Raw genomic sequence first — 18,729 nt, 5'->3', positions numbered from 1 at the left:
TGCTTGATCGGCGACGAAGACGGCGGTTGGCGCCCCCACGCCTCCGACGAGCGTTGCGGCCAGTGCGAATTTGGCGATCTTCTTCATGATCTCGCCTGAATCTCTGTGTGTGACAACGCCTTTTGCGTTGCCCCGAGGGGTCCGGCGAACCAGTGCCGAACCGGGGGAGTGACGTCGATCCTGCCCGCCTCCGTTCCGTAATGGCGATGAAGTCCGGACAAATTACATCGTTGTAGTTTTATCCACAGGTGTGAACAACGCTGTGGATGAAGCGGATTCGCGGTGCAGACAGCGGTGCCCACAAACCGAGGTCCGTGGGCACCGTGCGTGGAACGACCAGGTCAGCCGGCGTCGGGGGCCACGAACTGCGGCAGCTTCGCGTCGAATGCTCGCGCGAAGTCCATCGACGGCATCACGTTGGACCGCGGCTTGGTCGCCAGAGCGAGGTCGGACGCCCAGTTCGCAGCGCGCAGACGCTGGTTCGGGGTGCCGTGGTGGCCGTCGGAGGTGAACTGGCAGTCGCCGACGTTGTAGAACGCCATAGCGTCCTGCACGACGAGGTGCTTGTTCAGCGCTTGACCCTTCTTGTGGGTCATGAAGTACGAGCCGTAGCCGTCGGCCATCAACTCGGTGCGACGAGTCGCCTCCGGTCCGGTCAGCGGTGAGTCGAACAGGTTGTTCTCGTACTGCACGTGGTGCCCGAACTCGTGCGCGAGGATCGAGCGGGGCGCGGTGCGGCCCAGGCCGATCGCTGCCATGCCGGCGAAAACGCCGTCGCCCATCACGATGCGGTCGGAGATGCCGAGCTGCTCATTCGCAGGCGCACCGTCCTCGGTGTACGCGAACGCGTTGAAGGTGAAGATGGGGTGGTCGCCGCCCTTCAGTGCCGGGTCGGCGGCGAACAGGATCGGGTAGAGCGCGGCGATCGCGTCGCCTGTGGCGGGCGAGATGCCGAAGGCCAACTGCAGGGTAAGCGACACCTGCTTTTGGTCGGTGAACGAGGCCGCGCCGTGCATCGGCATCAGCGAGATGTCGTCGCTCTTGATGTCCCAGAAGCTGCGCAGGTCGCGCATCGTGCGGTTCATCTCGTTGGTGTACTCGCCGCTGTAGCCGAACCGGTCGCCCTTGCTGGCCTGACCGAAGATCAGCGTGCGGTACGCCGGGATGTCGAGCGCACCGAGCCGGTTGAGCGCGATCAAGTTCGGCATGTTGACGTTCGCGAGCTGACCGTCGAGCCAGCCGCTCACCGGGGTGTCGGCACACTCGTACTGGGACGGGTCGATCGCGCCGTTACGCGCGTTGTTCCACTCCGAGTCGGTGGCGGCCGCAGCAGCGCCACGTGGCGTCAGGGTGAGGCCGGCGGGAAGCTTCGCAGCGAGCGCACGGGCCTGGGTCTTCTGCGCCGGCGACAGCGAGGACGCGGCAAGGTGGGCCTCGATCGCGCTCCGCAGGTCGGTGGTCCGGACCGACGAAGGGGCGGACGTGGCGGCCTCGGCCGACACCGCCGGCGCGGCCAAACCGATGGCGAACGCGGCTGCGGTGGCGACGGACATGAGCTTGTGCATGGGATTCCCCGGGTGTCGTGGATGTCGATGCGACCGTGAAACGAACAGTGGTCGCGACGTGGTCGACTTTAGGCGCACGCGCCGACAACGGGAGGAATGTCACGAACGTACGTCCGAGACGTAACCGTCCGGGTGCTCAGCTCAGCTTCGAGGGCCACCACACCTTCGGACCGACGATGCTCCACAACGCGGGGATCACGACCGTGCGCACCAGGAAGGTGTCGAGCAGGATGCCCAGGCCGACCACGATGCCGAGCTGGGTGAGCACGATGAGTGGCAGCACCCCGAGCACCGCGAACACTGCGGCGAGCACGACGCCCGCACTGGTGATCACCGCACCGGTTGCCGATACGGCACGCACCATCGACTCCCTGGTGCCGTGGTTCGCGTTCTCCTCACGCGCCCGCGTGACCAGGAAGATCGTGTAGTCGACACCGAGTGCCACCAGGAACAGGAACGCGAACAAGGGGACGCCGTCGTCCAGCGCCGGGAATCCCGCGACATTGGTGCTGATCCAGCTGCCGAGACCGATCGCTGCGACAGCGCTGAGCACCGTCGACAACATCAGCAGGACGGGTGCCACGAGCGCTCGCAGCAGCACCACCAGCACGATGAACACGACCAGCAGGATCAGCGGGACGATCAGCTTCAGGTCACGTTCGGCACCGGTCGACTGGTCGAGCGCTTCGGCGTCCGGACCGCCGACCATCGCCTCGGCCTGCGGAACACCCTTCAGCGCACCCCGGATTCCGCGGACGCTGCCGGTGGCTCCGTCCGTGCCGGGAGGCGCATCCAGCACCACCGTCCAGGAGGAGAGTCCCGCCTCGGAACGACCGCTCGGACGCACCGAGCGGACTCCATCGACGCCCTGAACACGCTGCTGAACCTGCTGCGCTGCAGCGGTTTTCGCAACGATCCGGGTGGGGTTCGCCTCACCGGCGGGGTAGTGCTTCGCCATCGTCTCGACCCCGTCGGCGGACTCGGCCGCGACACGGAACTGCTCGGTCTGCGACAGGCCGACCTTCACCCCGAACAGACCGGCGGCGCAGATCAGCAGGACGAGCACACCGGCTCCGCCGTAGATCCACGGTTTGCTCGAGACGCCGTCGGCGAGACGGTGCCATACGCCTTCCTTCTCGTCCTTGTGGTCGCCCGGTTTCGGAACGAACGGCCAGAACAGCTTGCGTCCGCACAGCGCGAGCGCCGGCGGCAACATCAGCATCACGAAGACCAGTGCGACCAACAGGCCGACGGCAGCGCTCAGACCGAGGACGCGGTTGCTGGGCAGGATCGCGAACAACAAGGCACCCAGGGCCAGCACGACGGTGAGGTTGGAGGCCAGGATCGCCGGACCGGCATGTCGGACGGCGGTGCGCAGGGCGACTCGGTGGTCGGTCTCGTGACGCAGTTCCTCGCGGTATCGCGAGACGAGCAGCAACGCGTAGTTCGTGCCCGCTCCGAACACCAGGACGCTGGTGATGCCGGACGTGGAGCCGTCGCTGACCAGTCCGAACGCTTCGACGACACGGCCGGAGACGATGGATGCGACCCGGTCGGCGAGCGCGACCACGATCAGCGGCACCAGCCACAGGATCGGGGAACGGTAGGTGATCAGCAGCAGCACGGCGACGACGAGCGCGGTGATCAGGATGAGCCGAAGGTCAGCTCCGGCGAATGCGTTGGCGGTGTCGGCGCCGAAGCCCGGGCCGCCAGTGAACTCCATCTTCAGTGCCTGGGGCAGACCGGAATTGGCGGCCTCACGCACCCCCTTGACCGAGTCGACCAGGGGGAAACCGGTGACCGAACCGTCGAACGGGACGAAGGCGATCGCGGCCTTGCCGTCCGGCGAAGGCACGACCGGCGGGCCCGAGGATGGTGCGTTCTTGACCGCGTCCCCCCGGTCGACGGCGAGCATCCGCTCACGCATCTGGCCGATCGCCGAGAGGTCCTGGGGGGACAGCTTGGCGCCGTCCTCGCGGGTCACGACGGCGACGCCTTGGGACAGTTCACCGCCGGGAAAGCTCTTCAGGGTCTCGCGAACCATGGCCGACTCTGCTCCGGCGGGCAGCGACACCGGAGCACTCGAACTCGAGGTAGCGCCCATCGCGAAGGCGAGACCCGCCAGCAGAACGGCCAGGATCAAGGACCACCAGGACCGACGACCGGAAAGTGCGGAGGCGATGCGATCCAAGAGGGGTCCCATCGCGCGATTCTTTCACGATGCAAGTATTCGGCGGCGACGGGTGTTCAAGGTGGGACGCCCTCAAAGCCGGACGTGCGGGTCGCCGGTCGCCGGACCGAAAACCCCCACCGGCAGATTCGCGACCAGTACGTTGAACGGATGGGACACCAGGACGTCAGTTACGACCAGGGGGACGACGAGCGCGGCGAGTCACCCGGCGAACGGCTCGATCGCAACTGGAACGAACTGCTGCAGGAACTGCGTGTCACCCAGACCGGCATCCAGATCCTGTTCGCCTTCTTGCTGACCCTCCCGTTCCAGGCGCGGTTCGACATCCTGCAGGGGCAGCAGATCCATCTTTACGTCGCGATCGTCGGCCTGATCACGGCGTCCACGTTCTGCATCATCAGCCCCGTCGTCATCCACCGCATCCTGTTCCGGCGCCGGGCGAAGGATGAACTCGTCAAGGCCGCGAACAAGCTCACGATGGCCGGCCTGATGATGCTCGGGCTCGCGCTGGTGTGTGCGACCGCATTGATCGTCGACGTAGTGATCGGCCGCACAGCCGGCTACATCGCGGCCGTGCTGTGCGTCCTGCTCGTCATCGCGTTGTGGGTGGTGCTGCCACGAATCCTGTTGCGCCGCAGCGACGACCAGTACGAGTGAGGTGATTCAGGCGCGGAAGCCGGCCAGGTCGATAGTCGCCCAGTAGCCGGTGAATTGATGTGCATGCCGGGCCCCCGCCCCTTGAACCTGAACCCTGATCACTGCGCTGGAGGCTCGGTCGATCCGCGCAGTTGGGCCGACGGTGATCACGCTGTGATTACGGTTGTCCCCGGCGCAAACGGTTACTCTCGAGGAATGAGCCGATTCCCGGACGTCCCTGTCACCGACCTTCCCGACGATGCGGTGTTCCTCGACATCCGTGAACAGCACGAGTGGGACGCCGGGCACGCACCCAACGCCGTCCACATCCCGCTCGGTGAGTTGTCACAGAACCTCGACCACATCCGCGACCTCGCCGGCGACCGCCAGCTGATCGTCACCTGCAAGGGCGGCGGACGCGTCCGGCGCACGTTGCCCTCGCTCGCCGAGTTCGGTCTCGATGTCGCCAACCTCGAGGGCGGCATGAAGGCCTGGCACGAGGCGGGCAAGCCGATGGTCTCCTCGGACGGATCGGAACCCACCGTCGCCTGAGCGGGGTGTTGCTCAGAGCGTTCCTGGACCGCCTGACCCGCTGAGCCCACGCGAATCCGCGCGTTCCGCTGGTCGAGCTATGCGGATGAGGAACGAATCCGCATGCGCCGAAACCGCGGGACCTTGAACGCAATCGCGGGCACAAGCCGGTGTGGTTCAGCTGTCGCTGGACCGCTTCCAGATGTTGATGCCCGAATCGACCGCGTGTTTGTCGATCGCGCTCAGCTCCTTGTCGGTGAAGTCGAGGTTGTCGAGTGCCCTGAGGCTGTCCTCCAACTGCCGGACGCTGGACGCACCGATCAGCGCCGAGGTGACCCGCAGGTCGCGCAGCACCCACGAGAGTGCCATCTGAGCGAGGGTCTGGCCACGCTTGCCGGCGATGCGGTTCAGCTGCAGGATCTTGACCGCCTCACGCGTCTGCTGCCCGCTGTAGGAGGAGATGCCGACGTACAGCGCCTTGCCCGACCGGACGATCAAGTCCAGCGCGCCCATCGTCTCTTCCAGCGGCGTGGTGTCGTCGAACCGGTGGCTGTAGAAGATGTCGCCGTACTCGACGCCCATGCGCTTCAGCCACTGGTCGAGTGAGGAGATCAGGTACTTCCGGCTGCCGCCGCCCTGGCCGTAGGGCCCGGGCCACATGTCGTACCCGGCCTTGCTGGACAGGCTTGGTAATCGTCCGCGTGCATCGTCATTGCTCCATCCTGCTCTTCGCCTAGGCTCGAATGCATGACTGCACCCGATTTCTTGAAGCAGGCGTGAGCGCGCGGATGTTCGTGGCGGTGGTGCCGCCGGAACCGATCAAGGAAGAACTCAGCGAGTTTCTCGCGCCCCGCGACGGCATGCCGTGGATCGACCCCGAGCAGTGGCACCTCACGCTCGCCTTCCTTCCGCAGGTGGCGCAGCACAGGGCCGACGATCTGGTCGAGGCGCTGGAACGCACTGCCGCCAAACACGAGTCCTTCGAGCTGTCACTGGCCGGAGCGGGCGCCTTCCCGGACGAGTTCACCGCCAAGGTGCTGTGGCTGGCACCTGCTGCCGACATGAGTCGCCTCGCCGCCGGCGTCCGCAACGCGTGCAACAGCGCCGGTGCGACCCCGGACGGTCAGCGCTTCGTCGGTCACCTCACGATCGCACGGCTGAAGCGATCGCTGGACGCGCGCAAGTGGCTGCAGGTGCTCGACACCTTCCGGTCCGCGCCGTGGCTGGTCGAGGAGGTCGAACTGGTGCATTCCCACCTGCGGGAAGGCCAGTCGGGCAGGCCGCGCTACGAGACGGTCGCGTCCGTTGCGCTCGGCAGCGCGTAGTCCCATTGCCGCCATGCCTCGTACACAGCGATCGCCGCGGTGTTGCTGAGGTTCAAGGATCGGCGTCCCGGCATCATCGGTACCCGCACCTGCGCGGTGATGCGCGAGTGCGACAGGACCTCCTCGGGCAGGCCGTCGGCCTCTCGTCCGAACAGCAGCACATCACCGGTCTCGTAAGCGATCGAGCTGAAGACGGTGTCGCCGCGTCCGGTGTAGGCAAAAACCCGAGCGCCGGGCAGATGCGACCAGAAGGCATCCAAGTCGGGATGGACGGTGACGGTCGCCAGGTCGTGATAGTCCAGACCGGCGCGGCGCAACCGGGCCGACTCCATCGAGAAGCCCAGCGGCTCGATCAGGTGCAAATGCACCGGCGTGCACGCAGACAGGCGAATCGCGTTTCCGGTGTTGGGCGGGATCTGCGGCTCGAAGAAGGCGACGTGCAACATGCTCGTGAGTCTGACGCACCGAATGGTTCATCGGCGAATTGGATATGGCGACTCCCCAGAATTGCGCGTCTTCGCGTGACTGGACGACTGTCCAAATCGGGCGCTCGACTATCCGATGAAGAAGGTAAAGGTATCCCATGAAGAAGGTCAAGACTTTTTATAGAACGCTCGCGCGATCTAAAAAAAGAAGGCGGATCTGGCTAGCTTGGTGGCGTGAACCTGGACTACATCTTCCACCGGCGACTGCGGATGTCGGTCAGCGATGTCGTCGTTGCATGGACTGACCCCCGCGTCATGAGTGAGTGGTTCTGGCCCCACATCGACGACGTCAGCTACGACCTTCCGCGCCGCGGACGCGGTGACGCCTACCGCATCTCCAGTGCGTCCACCGGTGTCACGATCTCCGGCACCTGTCTGCACTGGGATCAGCACGGTTTCGACCTGACCTGGCGCGTCGACGGTGCCGACTTCGTCCAGGAGGGCCTCGACACGCTGTCGGTACGACTGCTGCCCATCGAGGGCGGAGGGTGCGAGCTCGTGCTCACCTACGCCGTCAACAGCAACGTCGCGGAGCACCTGACCCGCATGTGGGACCCGACCCTCGACCGGCTCGCGGCGCTGCAGATCACGACGAAGCGGGTCGCCTGATCACTGCGTGCTGATCACTGCGTGCTGATCACTGCGTGGGCCCGGCCTCGCTGAGCTCCTTCTTCTCGGCCTTCTTGCGCGAAGCGATCAGAGATGCGACGACGGTGATCACGAGGACGCCGACGATCACGCCGAGCGAGACCGGTGTGGTGAGTTCGATGACGTCCACTGGCTTGCCGTCGTTGATGAACCCGAGCGAGTTCTTGTGCAGGGCGTGCAGGAGCAACTTCACGCCGATGAAGCCGAGGATGACGGCCAGGCCGTAGCTGAGGTAGATCAGGCGGTCGAGCAGTTCGTCGATCAGGAAGTACAGCTGCCGCAGACCGAGCAGGGAGAACGCCGTCGCGGTGAACACGATGTACGGCACCTCGGTCAGACCGTAGATCGCCGGGATCGCGTCGAGGGCGAACAGGATGTCGGTGCCGCCGATGACGATCATCACCAGCAGCATCGGGGTCATGACCCGCCTGCCGTCGATCCGGGTGAACAACTTGTCGCCGTCGTACTCATCGGACGCCTTGAAGAACTTCTTGGCGATCCGGCTGACGATGTTGTCGGCGGAGTGCTCCTCCTCGCCTTCGGGCTTGAGCATGTGGCCGGCGGTGACCAACAGGACGAGGCCGAAGAAGTAGAACGTCCAGCTGAACGTGTTGATCATCGCGGCGCCGACGAAGACGAAGGCGGCACGGGCCACCAATGCGATCGCGATACCGACGAGCAACACCTTCTGCTGGTAGGCCCGTGGCACCTTGAAGCTGGCCATGATCACCAGGAACACGAACAGGTTGTCGACGCTCAGCGCCTTCTCGGTGATGTAGCCCGCGAAGTAGTCGCCGCCGTGGCCGCTGCCTGCGACGAACCAGAGGCCGGCGCCGAACACCAGGGCGACGCCGACGTACAGCGCCGACCAGGTGGCCGATTCGCGCAGCGTGGGTTCGTGCGCCTTGCGCACGTGGAAGAAGAAGTCGAACAGCAGCAGACCGATGATGCCGGTGATGGTCAGGGTCCAGACGAGCGGGGTGACGTTCAAGCGGGGTCCTTGTTCGGGGGTGGGCCTCGGGTGACGGTTGTGGTTTCAACGTCCCGGACGCGCAGCATTCTCCCCGATGTGAGGTGGCCGGCGTCACACGGCCCGGCACGCACTGACCGACACGAAGGGTCCCGTCCGATCGGACGGGACCCTTCGTCGTGCTGCGAATCCTCAGTCGGTGAAGACCTGCAGCTCCTCGATCGAGTAGCCGTAGTTCGTCGCGCGCTCGGTGGCGTGCACCCGGATGTACCGTGCCGCCGGCATGGTCTTGCCCGGTTCGTTGAACACATGGACGTCCAGTGCGCCGTCACCGTCCGTCACGGTCGAGACCGTGCGCCAGGTGGCGCCGTCGTCCGACACCTGCACCTGGTAGCCCTTGGCGTAGGCCTTTTCCCAGTCGATCGCGACCCGGCCGATCTGCCGGCGCGAGCCGAGGTCGACGCGCAGCCACTGCGGCGCGGTGCCCCAGTTGCCGCTGGCCCAGCGGGTGTCGATGCGTCCGTCGGTGGCCTTGGCCGCGGCCAGGCCGTTGAACAGCGCCCGCTCGTTCGAGCTTGCGGTGGTCGGCTTGTTCAAGGCCAGGTTGGCGGTGCCGGAGTAGCTCTGCGCGCCGGCGTAGGTGCGCAGGTAGGACTCGGCGCCCTTTGCCAACTCGTCCTGGATGCCGGAACCGCCGATGCCCTTCACGTCCTCCAGCCAGTCCGGAACCTGCCCGTATTGCGCGACGCCGTCCTTGTTGTAGTCCCAGACGCGCTCGCCGCTGACCTGGCGGTCCATCACCGTGCCGCCAAGCGCGACGAACGGGTAGCTGATGCCCCTGCCGGCGGTCGTCGTGAGCGACTTGCCGAGGTTGGAGGTGGAGTCGGCCGAGGGTGTCGCGCGAGCCATGAGCGGCGGACGCGGGGTGCCGCCGAAGCCGTTCATGTCCATGCCGTACCCGGCGCCGACGTTGTACTTCGCCCGCAGCGCGGCCGTGGCCGGGTCGTGCAGGTCGGCCGCGTACTCACCGGCCGAGTGACCGTACGGGGTGACGAATCCGCCCAGGCGGTAAAGGCGCTCGGTGAACGTGCGGTCCATCCAGGAGTGCGACGACACGACCCCGGGGTAGTTCTGCTGCTCGAGGATGTCGAGCGCGCTGTTCGCCGACTTCACGCTCATGTGATCGACCTCGACGATCATGCCGCGCTTGATCATGCCCTTGAGTGCGTACTCACCCAGATCGGTCAGACCCTTGGTGTTGCAGTGCGGACCCTTGGGGTAGACCGGCAGCGCGGTGCCTGCAGGCAGGTACTTCAGCACCTCGTTCGGGATGTCGGTGTTGGCGATCGTGTTGTCGTGCTGCGGGCCGGTGCAGACGGTCGGCTTCCACCACTGGCCGGTGTTGATGAAGTTGCCGACGTTGACCAGCACGCCCTGCGTGCCCTCGTCGTAACGCACCCCGCACAGGGCGTTGTCGAACTTGTGACACAGGAACATCGAGCTGACACCGAGGCTCTTGAACTCGTCCAGCCCGCGGTCGATGTCGCCCTTGCTGCACCGCGCAATGCCGAGCGTGGTGGTGCACCCGAACGGGTTCGACACCTCGACGCCGATGATCACGGCCATCTTTCCCTGCGCGACGAACTGACGGGCCTGCGCCGGGGTCGCCGCGATGCGGAACCAGCCCTTGCCCGGACCGCCGTACTGGTTGTCGATGAAGGTCTGCAGATTCTTCGTCTCGCTGATCTGGCGGCGGACGGTGTCCATGTCGTCACAGCTGTACTTGTTCGCCTGCAGCGGCAGACCGCACAGCACGTTGTTGTTGACCGCGTCGGCGACCATGATGCGTTGGCCGCCGCGCCAGGCCCGTTCCACCCACTTGTGGTACATCTGCTGGTGGGTGAGGGAGGACCACTTCGGCCAGTCCTTGAAGGTCGGCCAGCCCGTGGTGTCGTGCTTGTCGAACGGGCCATTGCCCTCGAGATTGGTGAGGTTCTCCAGCACTCCGGTCGAGCCGTCCGTGCCGTGGCTGCCGCAGTCCTTCAGCGCTTGCGCCGGTCCGTGCTCGTGGTGGGTCGCGCCGCAGACGATCGAGCCACCGAAGCCGACATTGCTCATCAAGTGGGTGTGCGAGTCGATGTAGCCGCGGACGGTGCCGTCGGCCTGCGTGCCCCGGAACGGGGCACCCGTGGCGTTCACCTCGGAATCAGGAGTTTGCGGGTTGGTGGCTTCGTACCACTGCGCAACTGCGGTGACGGATGTCTCGGCGCCCGCCGCCGGGAGTGACAGCGCGACGACGGCCGCGGTCACCGCGGCGAGCACGGTGCCGGTGCGCGCGGTGGCTCGGATTGCTCTTCGGGTGGGGCGACGGCGTACCGACATGGCTGCTCCTCGGGGGCGATGAAGTGCAAATGTGACCCAGGGCACATCGAGATTTCAGCAGCGTAGCGAGGAACCAGCCAGAGTTGAACAAGTGATCAAGTAAATTTTCGACAGGTGGTCAGACGCGTTCGGCCAGACCTGCGACGGCCGCGTCCATGGTCTGTTCCACAACGATGTCCTTCAGCGTCGCCTCGTGGACGAAGTCGTTCGCGACCATCGCCCGCAACACTTCGAGCATCGGCTGCCAGAAGCCGCCGGTGTCCAGGAAGCCCACCGGCTTGTCGTGATAGCCGAGCGTGCGCCAGGTCCAGACCTCGAAGATCTCCTCGAGGGTGCCCAGCCCGCCGGGCAGGCACAGGAACGCGTCTGCATGGTCCGCCATCAAGGCCTTGCGCTCATGCATGGTCTGGACGACGTCGAGTCGGGTGAGGTCGTGCCGACCCCATTCGCGGTCGATCATCGACTGCGGGATGACGCCGATCACTTCGCCACCGGCGTCCAGTGCGCCACTGGAGACCGCGCCCATGAGACCGCTGCCCCCACCGCCGTACACCAGGCCGATGTCGTTGCGGGCCAGCCAGTTTCCGGCGTCGTATGCAGCCTTCATCAGCGAGTCGTCGATCCCGGGTCGGGATGCGCAGAACACGGCGATGCGTCGCAGCGGTGAAGTCATCCGGCAATTGTTCCAGGCGCCGGTTGCCGGTCGGGGACGGCGAACAGCCGTCTGCGTGACGGGTATCACGCGGTGAAAATCCAGTACAGGTAGCGGGCAGTACTACTAGGAGTAGTATCTGACTCGGCGACACGGGGACCACCTGTGTCCGGACCCGGGAATTTCAGGAGTACGCCCAGTGGATGCGCTTGATCTGGCGAGATGGCAGTTCGCCATCACGACCGTCTACCACTTCTTCTTCGTGCCGATCACGATCGGCATGTCCGCCGTCGTCGCCGGCTTCCACACCGCGTGGTTGCGCACCCGCAACCCGGAGTGGCTGCGCTTGGCGAAGTTCTTCGGCAAGCTGTTCACGATCAACTTCGCGCTCGGCCTGGTCACCGGCATCGTGCAGGAGTTCCAGTTCGGGATGAACTGGTCGGCCTACAGCCGGTTCGTCGGGGACATCTTCGGCGCCCCGCTCGCGTTCGAGGCGCTGCTGGCCTTCTTCCTGGAGTCGACCTTCCTCGGCCTGTGGATCTTCGGTTGGGGGCGCATACCCGAGAAGCTGCACGTGATGTGCATCTGGCTGGTGCACATCGGCACCGTCCTGTCGGCGTACTTCATCCTGGCCGCGAACTCGTTCATGCAGAACCCGGTCGGGTTCAAGTACAACGAGTCGAAGAACCGCGCAGAACTCACCGACTTCGTCGCCGTCCTCACCAACAAGGTGCAGCTGGTCACCTTCCCGCACGTCGTGTCCGCCGCCTACATGACCGGTGGCGCGATGGTCATGGGAGTCGGTCTGTGGAAGTTGATGAAGGGACGCGCGGAAGTCGACCGCGGCATGTACCGCAAGAGCGCCCGCGTGGGTGCCTGGGTGACCCTGGTCGCCAGCGTCGCGATGCTCATCTCCGGCGACATCCAGGGCAAAATCATGACCGACGTCCAGCCGATGAAGATGGCTGCCGCCGAGGCGCTGTACGACACCGAGCAGCCGGCGAGCTTCTCGGTGTTCACCATCGGATCTCTGGACGGCAGCAAGGAGGAGTTCGCCGTCACCGTCCCCAAGGTGTTGTCGTTCCTGGCCACCGGTGACATGAACGGCGAGGTCGCCGGCATCAACGATCTGCGTCGTGAACTGCCGGCTGCCATCGCGGAGAAGAACAAGGAATACGGCGTCCCCGAGCACTACATCAGCCCCTCCAGCTACGTGCCGAACATCCCCGGCTCCTACTGGTCCTTCCGGTTCATGATCGGCCTGGGCATGGCGGCGATGGCCGGCGCAGCGCTGGTGCTGTGGAAGACCCGCAAGGGCGGTACTCCGACGAGCAAGCTCTTCATCTGGATCGCGGTGCTGACCCCGTTCGCGCCGGTGTTCGCCAACAGCTTCGGCTGGATCTTCACCGAGATCGGTCGTCAACCGTGGTTGGTCTACGGCGTCATGACCACCGAGACGGGTCTGTCCACGGCCGCCTCGACCGCCGACGTCGCGATCTCGCTGATCGTCTACACCCTGCTGTACGCGGTGCTCGCCGTGATCGAGGTGAAGCTCTTCCTCGACTACATCAAGAAGGGTGCCGAGCCCTTCGAAGAACCCAAGATGCTCGAGGACGACGACCAGTTGGCGTTCGCCTACTGACCGCCGGACATTCGCGAAAAGGACTGAGAACACATGTCTCTCGAAACACTCTGGTTCATCATCATCGGCGTCCTGTGGACCGGCTACTTCGTGCTCGAAGGCTTCGACTTCGGGGTCGGGATGTCGCTACCGATCCTCGGCAAGGGCTCGGACAAGGCCGACACCGACAAGCGTCGCCGCGTCCTGCTCAACACCATCGGCCCGTTCTGGGACGGCAACGAGGTCTGGCTGCTCACCGCCGGCGGTGCGATGTTCGCGGCGTTCCCGGCTTGGTACGGCACGCTCTTCAGTGGTTTCTACCTGGCGCTGCTGCTGATCCTGGTCGCCCTGATCGTGCGCAACATGGGCTTCGAGTACCGCCACAAGCGTGACTCGGACGCGTGGCGCAAGGGCTGGGATCTGTGCATCATGATCGGCTCGTTGCTGCCGCCGCTGCTGCTCGGTGTGGCGCTGACCAACATCGTCGCCGGTGTGCCGATCACCCAGGACCGGCACCAGGAGTTCATCTTCACCGGCAACCTGTTCACGCTGCTGAACCCGCTGTCGCTGCTCGGTGGCCTGGTGTTCGTCGGCCTGTCGCTCACCCACGGCGGCCACTTCATCGCGCTGAAGACCGCCGGTCAGATCCGCCACGACGCCCGGGCCTTCGCCACCAAGGCCGGCCTGGTGACGGCGGTACTGGCCGTCGTGCTGCTGCTGTGGGTCGGCCTCAAGACCGGCAACGTCGGCTCCTGGATCACCACGGCGATCGCGGCGGTGTCGCTGCTCGCGGCGATCTTCTTCAACACCAAGGGTGCGGAGGGCAAGGCGTTCATCGGCACCACCATCACCTGGGCGATGGCCGTCGCGACCTACTTCCTGGCGATCTTCCCGAACGTCATGCCGAGCACGACGGACGATCGGTTCAACCTGACGGTCGAGAACGCGTCCAGCTCGCACCTGACGCTGCAGATCATGACCGGAGCAGCGCTGATCTTCACCCCGATCGCGCTGGCGTACACCGCGTGGAACTACTGGGTGTTCCGTCGCCGGATCAGTGTCGAGCACATCCCCGGCGCCGTCGACCCGCTGAAGATCCAGGACGAGGTGGACGCCTGACATGAAGCCGTTCGACCCCCGACTGGTCAAGGAAGTACCCGCCACCCGAGTGCCCGTTGTGGTGCTCGGTGTGCTGGGTGGCCTGTCGGGGGTCGCGGCCATCTCCGGTGCGTTCGCGATCGCGGCGCTGGTGGTGGCTCTGGTCCGCGGGCACTCGCTGACGGGCCCGGCGGTCGCGGTTGTTGTCGTCTTCGTAATCCGCGGTCTGCTGTCCTTGCTCACCGAGCAGGTCGCGTCCTGGGCGGCGACCCGCATCTCGGGTGCACTGCGTCGCGACTACCTGCGACGGATGCTCGCGGCGCCTGCGGACGAGCGTCCGGACGCCGCCCGTCTGATGACGGTCTCGACCCACGGGGCGAGCGCGGTCGAGCCGTATGTCGCCCGCTACCTGCCCTCCTTGGTGGCGGCTGCCGTCGTGCCACCGCTCGCCGTCCTCTGCCTGCTCTTCGTCGACTGGAGCAGCGCGCTCATCGTGGTGCTGACGTTGCCGCTGCTGCCGGTGTTCGCGGCTCTGATCGGACGCTTCACGCAGGACGCCACCGAGAAGCGGTGGAAGACACAGACCCGCTTGTCCGGTCACTTCCTCGACGTGATGCGCGGACTGCCGACGCTGGTCTCCTACGGCCGCGCCGAGCACCAGGCCGAACAGGTTTCCGCGGTCGGCGACCGGCACCGGGTCGCCACCGTCCGCACGCTGCGGATCGCGTTCATGTCGTCCGCAGCCCTGGAACTGCTGGCCACCATCTCGGTCGCGATCGTCGCGGTCTGGACCGGCATGCGTCTGGCATGGGACGAACTGGAACTCGGTGTCGCGCTGACCGCGATCCTGCTCGCGCCGGAGGCGTACTGGCCGATCCGTCGGGTGGGGCAGGAGTTCCACGCCGCCGCCGACGGTGTCGAGGCGATCGATTCGTTGCTTCCGAGCGCGCCGCCCGACCGCTGGTCGTGCCGTTCGGATGAGGAACGAAACCGCACGCGCCGAAACCAAGGTGCTGCGGACGCAGGAGCCGCAAGGAGAGCGCTGGTGCTGGACGGCGTCCGCTATCGCTACCCGGGCACCGACCACGACGTGCTGGACGACGTCTCGTTCACGGTCGAGCCGGGCCTCACCGTGCTGGCCGGACCCTCCGGATGCGGCAAGACCACGCTGCTCGAACTGCTCGCCGGACTGCGCACACCGACGGCCGGCACCATCGAGCGTCCGACCACCCACCTGGTCACCCAGACCCCGTTCATCGCGCCGATGAGCGTGCGCGACAACCTGCTCTTCGGTGTCAGCGACACCTCACGTCTCGACGAGGCGATGTCTGCCACCGGCTTCGAGCGCATCCTCGGCACCCTCCCCGTCGGTTTGGAGACTGCGTTGGGAGACAACGGCTTCGGCCTGTCCGCCGGCCAGCGCGCCCGTCTCGTTCTCACCCGAGCCTGGCTGAGCGACGCCGACGTGCTGCTCGTCGACGAACCCACGGCGCACCTCGACCCCGAGGCGGCGGACGACGTCCGCGACCTGATCGTCGATCTCGCCGCGCGGCGTCCGGTGGTGGTCGTCAGCCACGACGACGAACTCATCGACCGCGCCGATCACACCATCCGCCTCACCCACCGGGCGGTGGCCCGATGAACCAGTGGACCCCGTACGGACCATCGATCAAGAAGCAGTCGGCTCCGTCACGCGCCAAGATCGTGATCGCCGGAGTCATCGGCGGCCTCGCCGTCGGATGCGGGGTCTTCCTGACCGCCACCTCGGGCTGGCTGATCGTGCAGGCGAGCAAGCACCCGGTGATTCTCACCCTGCTCACCGCGGTCGTCGGCGTTCGCGCGTTCGGCATGGGACGCCCGGCGTTCCGTTACGTCGAGCGGGTCATCTCGCACGACGCCGCGTTGAACTCGTTGCGGCACGAGCGCACCGAGGTCTACCGGCGACTCATCCCGCTGACCCCGGCCAGGCTCGGACGCCGGCGTCGCGCCGATCTGCTCACCGGCGTCGTCCGCGACCTCGACGATGTCGTCGATCTACAGGTGCGCACCGTCGTGCCGTTGATCGCCACGCTGGTCGCGTCGGCCGCTGCGGTGATCGTCGCATTCGTGCTGAACGCAACAGCCGGGTGCGTGCTGGTGGTGTTCTGTGCTTCAGCCGTGCTCGTGGGGGCGCTCGACCTCGCGCTGGAACGCCGTGGGCAGGCGCAGGTGCTCGAAGCACGCGCGGCGGTGCAGCGCGCGGCGCACCTCGTGTCGGCCAACCCCGCCGAGCTCCAGGCGATCGGGGCATCCGACGAAGCGCTGCGCTGGATCGACGAGGCGCAGGCCGAGCTCGAAGGCGCGAGTCGCCGGCAGGCCCGCGGGCGCTCGGTCGGTCTCGGACTCTCGTTGGCGCTCACCGGGACTGCCACCGTCGCACTCGGCTACCTGTTGTTCGACCCGGTGCGTAGCGGTGACCTGGACACGCCCCTGGCAGCCCTGCTCGTGTTCATGCCGTTGGCGCTCGGCGACGTGCTCGGCCTGATCCCGGACGCCGTCGGCGCGCTCGCCCGCGGCCGAGCTGCCACGAAGCGGCTGAGCGTCCTGCTCGACCAGGCCCCGGCGGTCGTCGCGACTGCTCACGACGAACCGGGCACGCACACGACTGTCGAGCTACGCGATGTCAGCGCCGCGTGGACCGACGATGCGGTGCACCTGGCGCCGCTCGATCTGGTGATCACTCCGGGCGAGCACGTGACGATCACCGGCCCGAACGGCTCCGGCAAGTCCACGTTGCTCGCGGTGCTCGCTCGTCACCTCGACCCGGCGTCCGGGTCGTACCTGATCGGCGGACGCGACGTCCGCAGCCTGTCGCTCGACGCCGTCCGTGACCTGTTCGCCGTCGTCGACGACGAACCCCACATCTTCGTCGGCACCGTGCGCGCCAACATGCTGCTCGCTCGTCCGGGAGCGTCCGACCAGCAGGTCGCGGGAGCCCTGGTGCAGTCCGGGCTCGGACACTGGCTCGCCGCCCTGCCCGCCGGCCTCGACACCGAACTCGGCGACGGCAACCGAGGCGTCTCCGGCGGAGAACGAGCCCGACTGGGGATCGCACGCGCCGTGCTGTCGGGTCGGCCGATCGTGTTGCTCGACGAGCCGGTCGCTCACCTGGACACCCCGACCGCACGCGAGGTGCTCGCCGACCTGCACAGCGCGACCAGCGGCCGCACCGTGATCCTCGTCGCGCACCAGCCGGTGGGAACCATCGGTGCCCAGCGCGTCGTAAAATTGAATGATCACTGCTCTTACGAGCCCGCACCACCGGGATGGACCTCATGAATCGTGACAACGTCAGCGCCAACGGCCTCGGCGACCTCGAACGCGCGATCATGGAGTGCCTGTGGGCCACCGAGACTCCACTCATCGTGCGTGAGATCGCCGAACGCCTCGAACAGACCGACGGCAAGAAGCGCGCCTACACGACGGTGATGACGGTTGCCGACCGTCTGGCCAAGAAGGGCCTGACCGAGCGCGTCCGGGACGGGCGTGCCTGGCGCTACAGCGCGGCGTCCAGCCGTGAGGAGCTCACCGCCCAGGCGTTGCGCGAAACGCTCGCCGACTGGGGCGGCTCGGCCGAGTCGGACGCCGTGCTGCACTTCCTGCAGGACATGCCCGACCGCGATCTCGCCCGCGTCCGCAAGGCGCTGGAGGCGCTTTGATCAGCTGACGAGAGTCGCAACGATGAGCAGCCCGGGCAGCTGCAGCACGAACATCGCGGTCAACACCGTCCCGAGAGCCAGTCGCCGGCGGTAGGTGCCGTACGCCAGCTGCTCGACGCGGATCACCGCATCGTCCGTCGCGCCCAGCGCCGACGCCGGGTGTTGTCCTTCGGCGAGCGCCAGCATCGCGGTGGCGACCGGCCGCTTGCCGGTCACACCGACGGCCCAGCGGTCGGCGAGTAACTCGATCAGCAACTTCACCTCGCGCAGCCCGGCAGTGCTGCGCACCGCCACGGGCACGGCGGTGTGCAACACCGTGAAGAACTCCAGGACGAGGTCGTGCCGCTGTCGCAGATGCGAACGCTCATGTGCCAGAACGGCCTCCAGTTGATCCGCGTCGAGAGCGTCGAGCGTTCCCTGGGTCAGGACCACCCGCCGGCTGGAGCCGGGAACGCAGTACGCCGTCGGTGTCGGGTGAGCCAACACCCGGACGTTCTCCCCGAGGGCCGCGTCATCGATGCCGATGAGGTCCACCAGTTCGGTGTGCTCACGGCGTCCGCGGCGTAGGTCCGTGCCGATCCGGTGGCCCTGCAGCAGCAGGCGAGCCAGCAGGAAGCCGGTGACCGCGAGACCGGCCAGCAGGAGTGTCACGTGCTTGCCGGGGTCGGGATCGTGATGTCCGGAGGTCGCTCGGGCGTACAGAAGGACGGCCAGCGGGGCTGCGAGCAGTCCGGAGGCGACGGCGGCGAGCGATACGCTCTGCCACAGCAGCAGGGCGGCCGCGGGCACCGAACGCAGTGCGTTGAGCCGGGGGAGAAGACGGGGCATCGGCCAAGCCAGCAGCACCGCCAGCAGGATCAACGCCACGACGAACACGCGTCCCATTATCGCCAGGACGGCTCCTCGCCACGAAGGTCGGTCGGCAAG

The 18,729-nt window shown here is 66.5% G+C and carries 16 protein-coding genes and 1 pseudogene; 9 read left to right on the top strand and 8 right to left on the bottom strand.

Annotated elements, in window-relative coordinates; genetic code table 11:
* Window positions 1–341 precede the first annotated feature (341 nt).
* Window positions 342–1,553, bottom strand: coding sequence for a hypothetical protein (locus MF407_RS13990; protein ID WP_239702661.1), 1,212 nt, complete (start codon window positions 1,551–1,553; stop codon window positions 342–344).
* 148 nt (window positions 1,554–1,701) lie between these two features.
* A complete protein-coding gene (locus MF407_RS13985) occupies window positions 1,702–3,768 on the bottom strand; it encodes an MMPL family transporter (RefSeq protein WP_239702660.1) in 2,067 nt (688 codons plus the stop codon).
* A gap of 138 nt (window positions 3,769–3,906) precedes the next feature.
* On the opposite strand from MF407_RS13985, the gene MF407_RS13980 reads away from it, so the two are divergent.
* Both MF407_RS13980 and MF407_RS13975 read left to right on the top strand, forming a co-directional pair.
* Window positions 3,907–4,413 carry a DUF6328 family protein gene (locus tag MF407_RS13980; RefSeq protein WP_129624453.1) on the top strand — a complete coding sequence of 169 codons (507 nt, stop codon included), beginning with the start codon at window positions 3,907–3,909 and terminating at the stop codon, window positions 4,411–4,413.
* Between the two features lie 195 nt (window positions 4,414–4,608).
* Window positions 4,609–4,944: a rhodanese-like domain-containing protein gene (locus tag MF407_RS13975; RefSeq protein WP_129624452.1), complete on the top strand. Its 336-nt coding sequence runs from the start codon at window positions 4,609–4,611 to the stop codon at window positions 4,942–4,944.
* A 156-nt stretch (window positions 4,945–5,100) separates the two neighbouring features.
* Here MF407_RS13975 and MF407_RS13970 read toward each other — a convergent pair.
* Window positions 5,101–5,607: pseudogene (locus MF407_RS13970) on the bottom strand (aldo/keto reductase); the annotation flags it as partial.
* Window positions 5,608–5,699: 92 nt separating this feature from the next.
* On the opposite strand from MF407_RS13970, the gene thpR reads away from it, so the two are divergent.
* A complete protein-coding gene (gene thpR, locus MF407_RS13965) occupies window positions 5,700–6,248 on the top strand; it encodes an RNA 2',3'-cyclic phosphodiesterase (protein ID WP_129624450.1) in 549 nt (182 codons plus the stop codon).
* Here the strand turns inward: thpR and MF407_RS13960 are convergent.
* Complete coding sequence (locus tag MF407_RS13960; RefSeq protein WP_129624449.1) at window positions 6,209–6,694, bottom strand: tRNA (cytidine(34)-2'-O)-methyltransferase; 486 nt, start codon at window positions 6,692–6,694, stop codon at window positions 6,209–6,211. The genes thpR and MF407_RS13960 overlap by 40 nt on opposite strands.
* A gap of 213 nt (window positions 6,695–6,907) precedes the next feature.
* Here MF407_RS13960 and MF407_RS13955 point away from each other — a divergent pair, with 213 nt between their 5' ends.
* On the top strand, window positions 6,908–7,342 hold the full coding sequence (locus tag MF407_RS13955) for an SRPBCC domain-containing protein (RefSeq protein WP_129624448.1): 435 nt from the start codon (window positions 6,908–6,910) through the stop codon (window positions 7,340–7,342).
* A gap of 28 nt (window positions 7,343–7,370) precedes the next feature.
* Here MF407_RS13955 and MF407_RS13950 read toward each other — a convergent pair whose 3' ends face one another.
* From MF407_RS13950 to MF407_RS13940, 3 genes are all read right to left on the bottom strand, one after another.
* Window positions 7,371–8,372, bottom strand: a complete 1,002-nt coding sequence (locus MF407_RS13950; RefSeq protein ID WP_129624447.1) for a TerC family protein — start codon at window positions 8,370–8,372, stop codon at window positions 7,371–7,373.
* 171 nt (window positions 8,373–8,543) lie between these two features.
* Window positions 8,544–10,733: a discoidin domain-containing protein gene (locus MF407_RS13945; protein WP_239702659.1), complete on the bottom strand. Its 2,190-nt coding sequence runs from the start codon at window positions 10,731–10,733 to the stop codon at window positions 8,544–8,546.
* Window positions 10,734–10,851: 118 nt separating this feature from the next.
* Entirely contained in the window at window positions 10,852–11,406 is a 555-nt protein-coding gene (locus MF407_RS13940) for a TIGR00730 family Rossman fold protein (RefSeq protein WP_129624445.1), read from the bottom strand.
* A gap of 178 nt (window positions 11,407–11,584) precedes the next feature.
* Here MF407_RS13940 and MF407_RS13935 point away from each other — a divergent pair, with 178 nt between their 5' ends.
* From MF407_RS13935 to MF407_RS13915, 5 genes are read left to right on the top strand one after another with little or no spacing between them, the layout of a single operon-like run.
* Window positions 11,585–13,027, top strand: a complete 1,443-nt coding sequence (locus MF407_RS13935) for a cytochrome ubiquinol oxidase subunit I (protein WP_239702658.1) — start codon at window positions 11,585–11,587, stop codon at window positions 13,025–13,027.
* A gap of 33 nt (window positions 13,028–13,060) precedes the next feature.
* A complete protein-coding gene (gene cydB / locus MF407_RS13930; protein WP_129624443.1) occupies window positions 13,061–14,125 on the top strand; it encodes a cytochrome d ubiquinol oxidase subunit II in 1,065 nt (354 codons plus the stop codon).
* A gap of 1 nt (window position 14,126) precedes the next feature.
* Complete coding sequence (cydD, locus tag MF407_RS13925) at window positions 14,127–15,746, top strand: thiol reductant ABC exporter subunit CydD (RefSeq protein WP_239702657.1); 1,620 nt, start codon at window positions 14,127–14,129, stop codon at window positions 15,744–15,746.
* Window positions 15,743–17,422 carry a thiol reductant ABC exporter subunit CydC gene (gene cydC, locus MF407_RS13920; protein ID WP_239702656.1) on the top strand — a complete coding sequence of 560 codons (1,680 nt, stop codon included), beginning with the start codon at window positions 15,743–15,745 and terminating at the stop codon, window positions 17,420–17,422. Before cydD ends, cydC begins: the two co-directional genes overlap by 4 nt.
* Window positions 17,419–17,802 (top strand): BlaI/MecI/CopY family transcriptional regulator, encoded by a 384-nt coding sequence (locus tag MF407_RS13915; protein WP_239702655.1) that lies wholly within the window; start codon window positions 17,419–17,421, stop codon window positions 17,800–17,802. The genes cydC and MF407_RS13915 overlap by 4 nt, the downstream gene beginning before the upstream one ends.
* Here MF407_RS13915 and MF407_RS13910 read toward each other — a convergent pair whose 3' ends face one another.
* Entirely contained in the window at window positions 17,803–18,687 is an 885-nt protein-coding gene (locus MF407_RS13910; RefSeq protein ID WP_239702654.1) for a M56 family metallopeptidase, read from the bottom strand.
* Between the last annotated feature and the right edge of the window lie 42 nt (window positions 18,688–18,729).

The sequence above is a fragment of the Yimella sp. NH-Cas1 genome, from assembly GCF_022359705.1.
GTDB classification, from domain to species: Bacteria; Actinomycetota; Actinomycetes; order Actinomycetales; family Dermatophilaceae; genus Yimella; species Yimella lutea.
The sequence above is the reverse complement of the archived record's forward strand: the minus strand, read 5'-3'. Positions and strand labels throughout refer to the sequence as shown.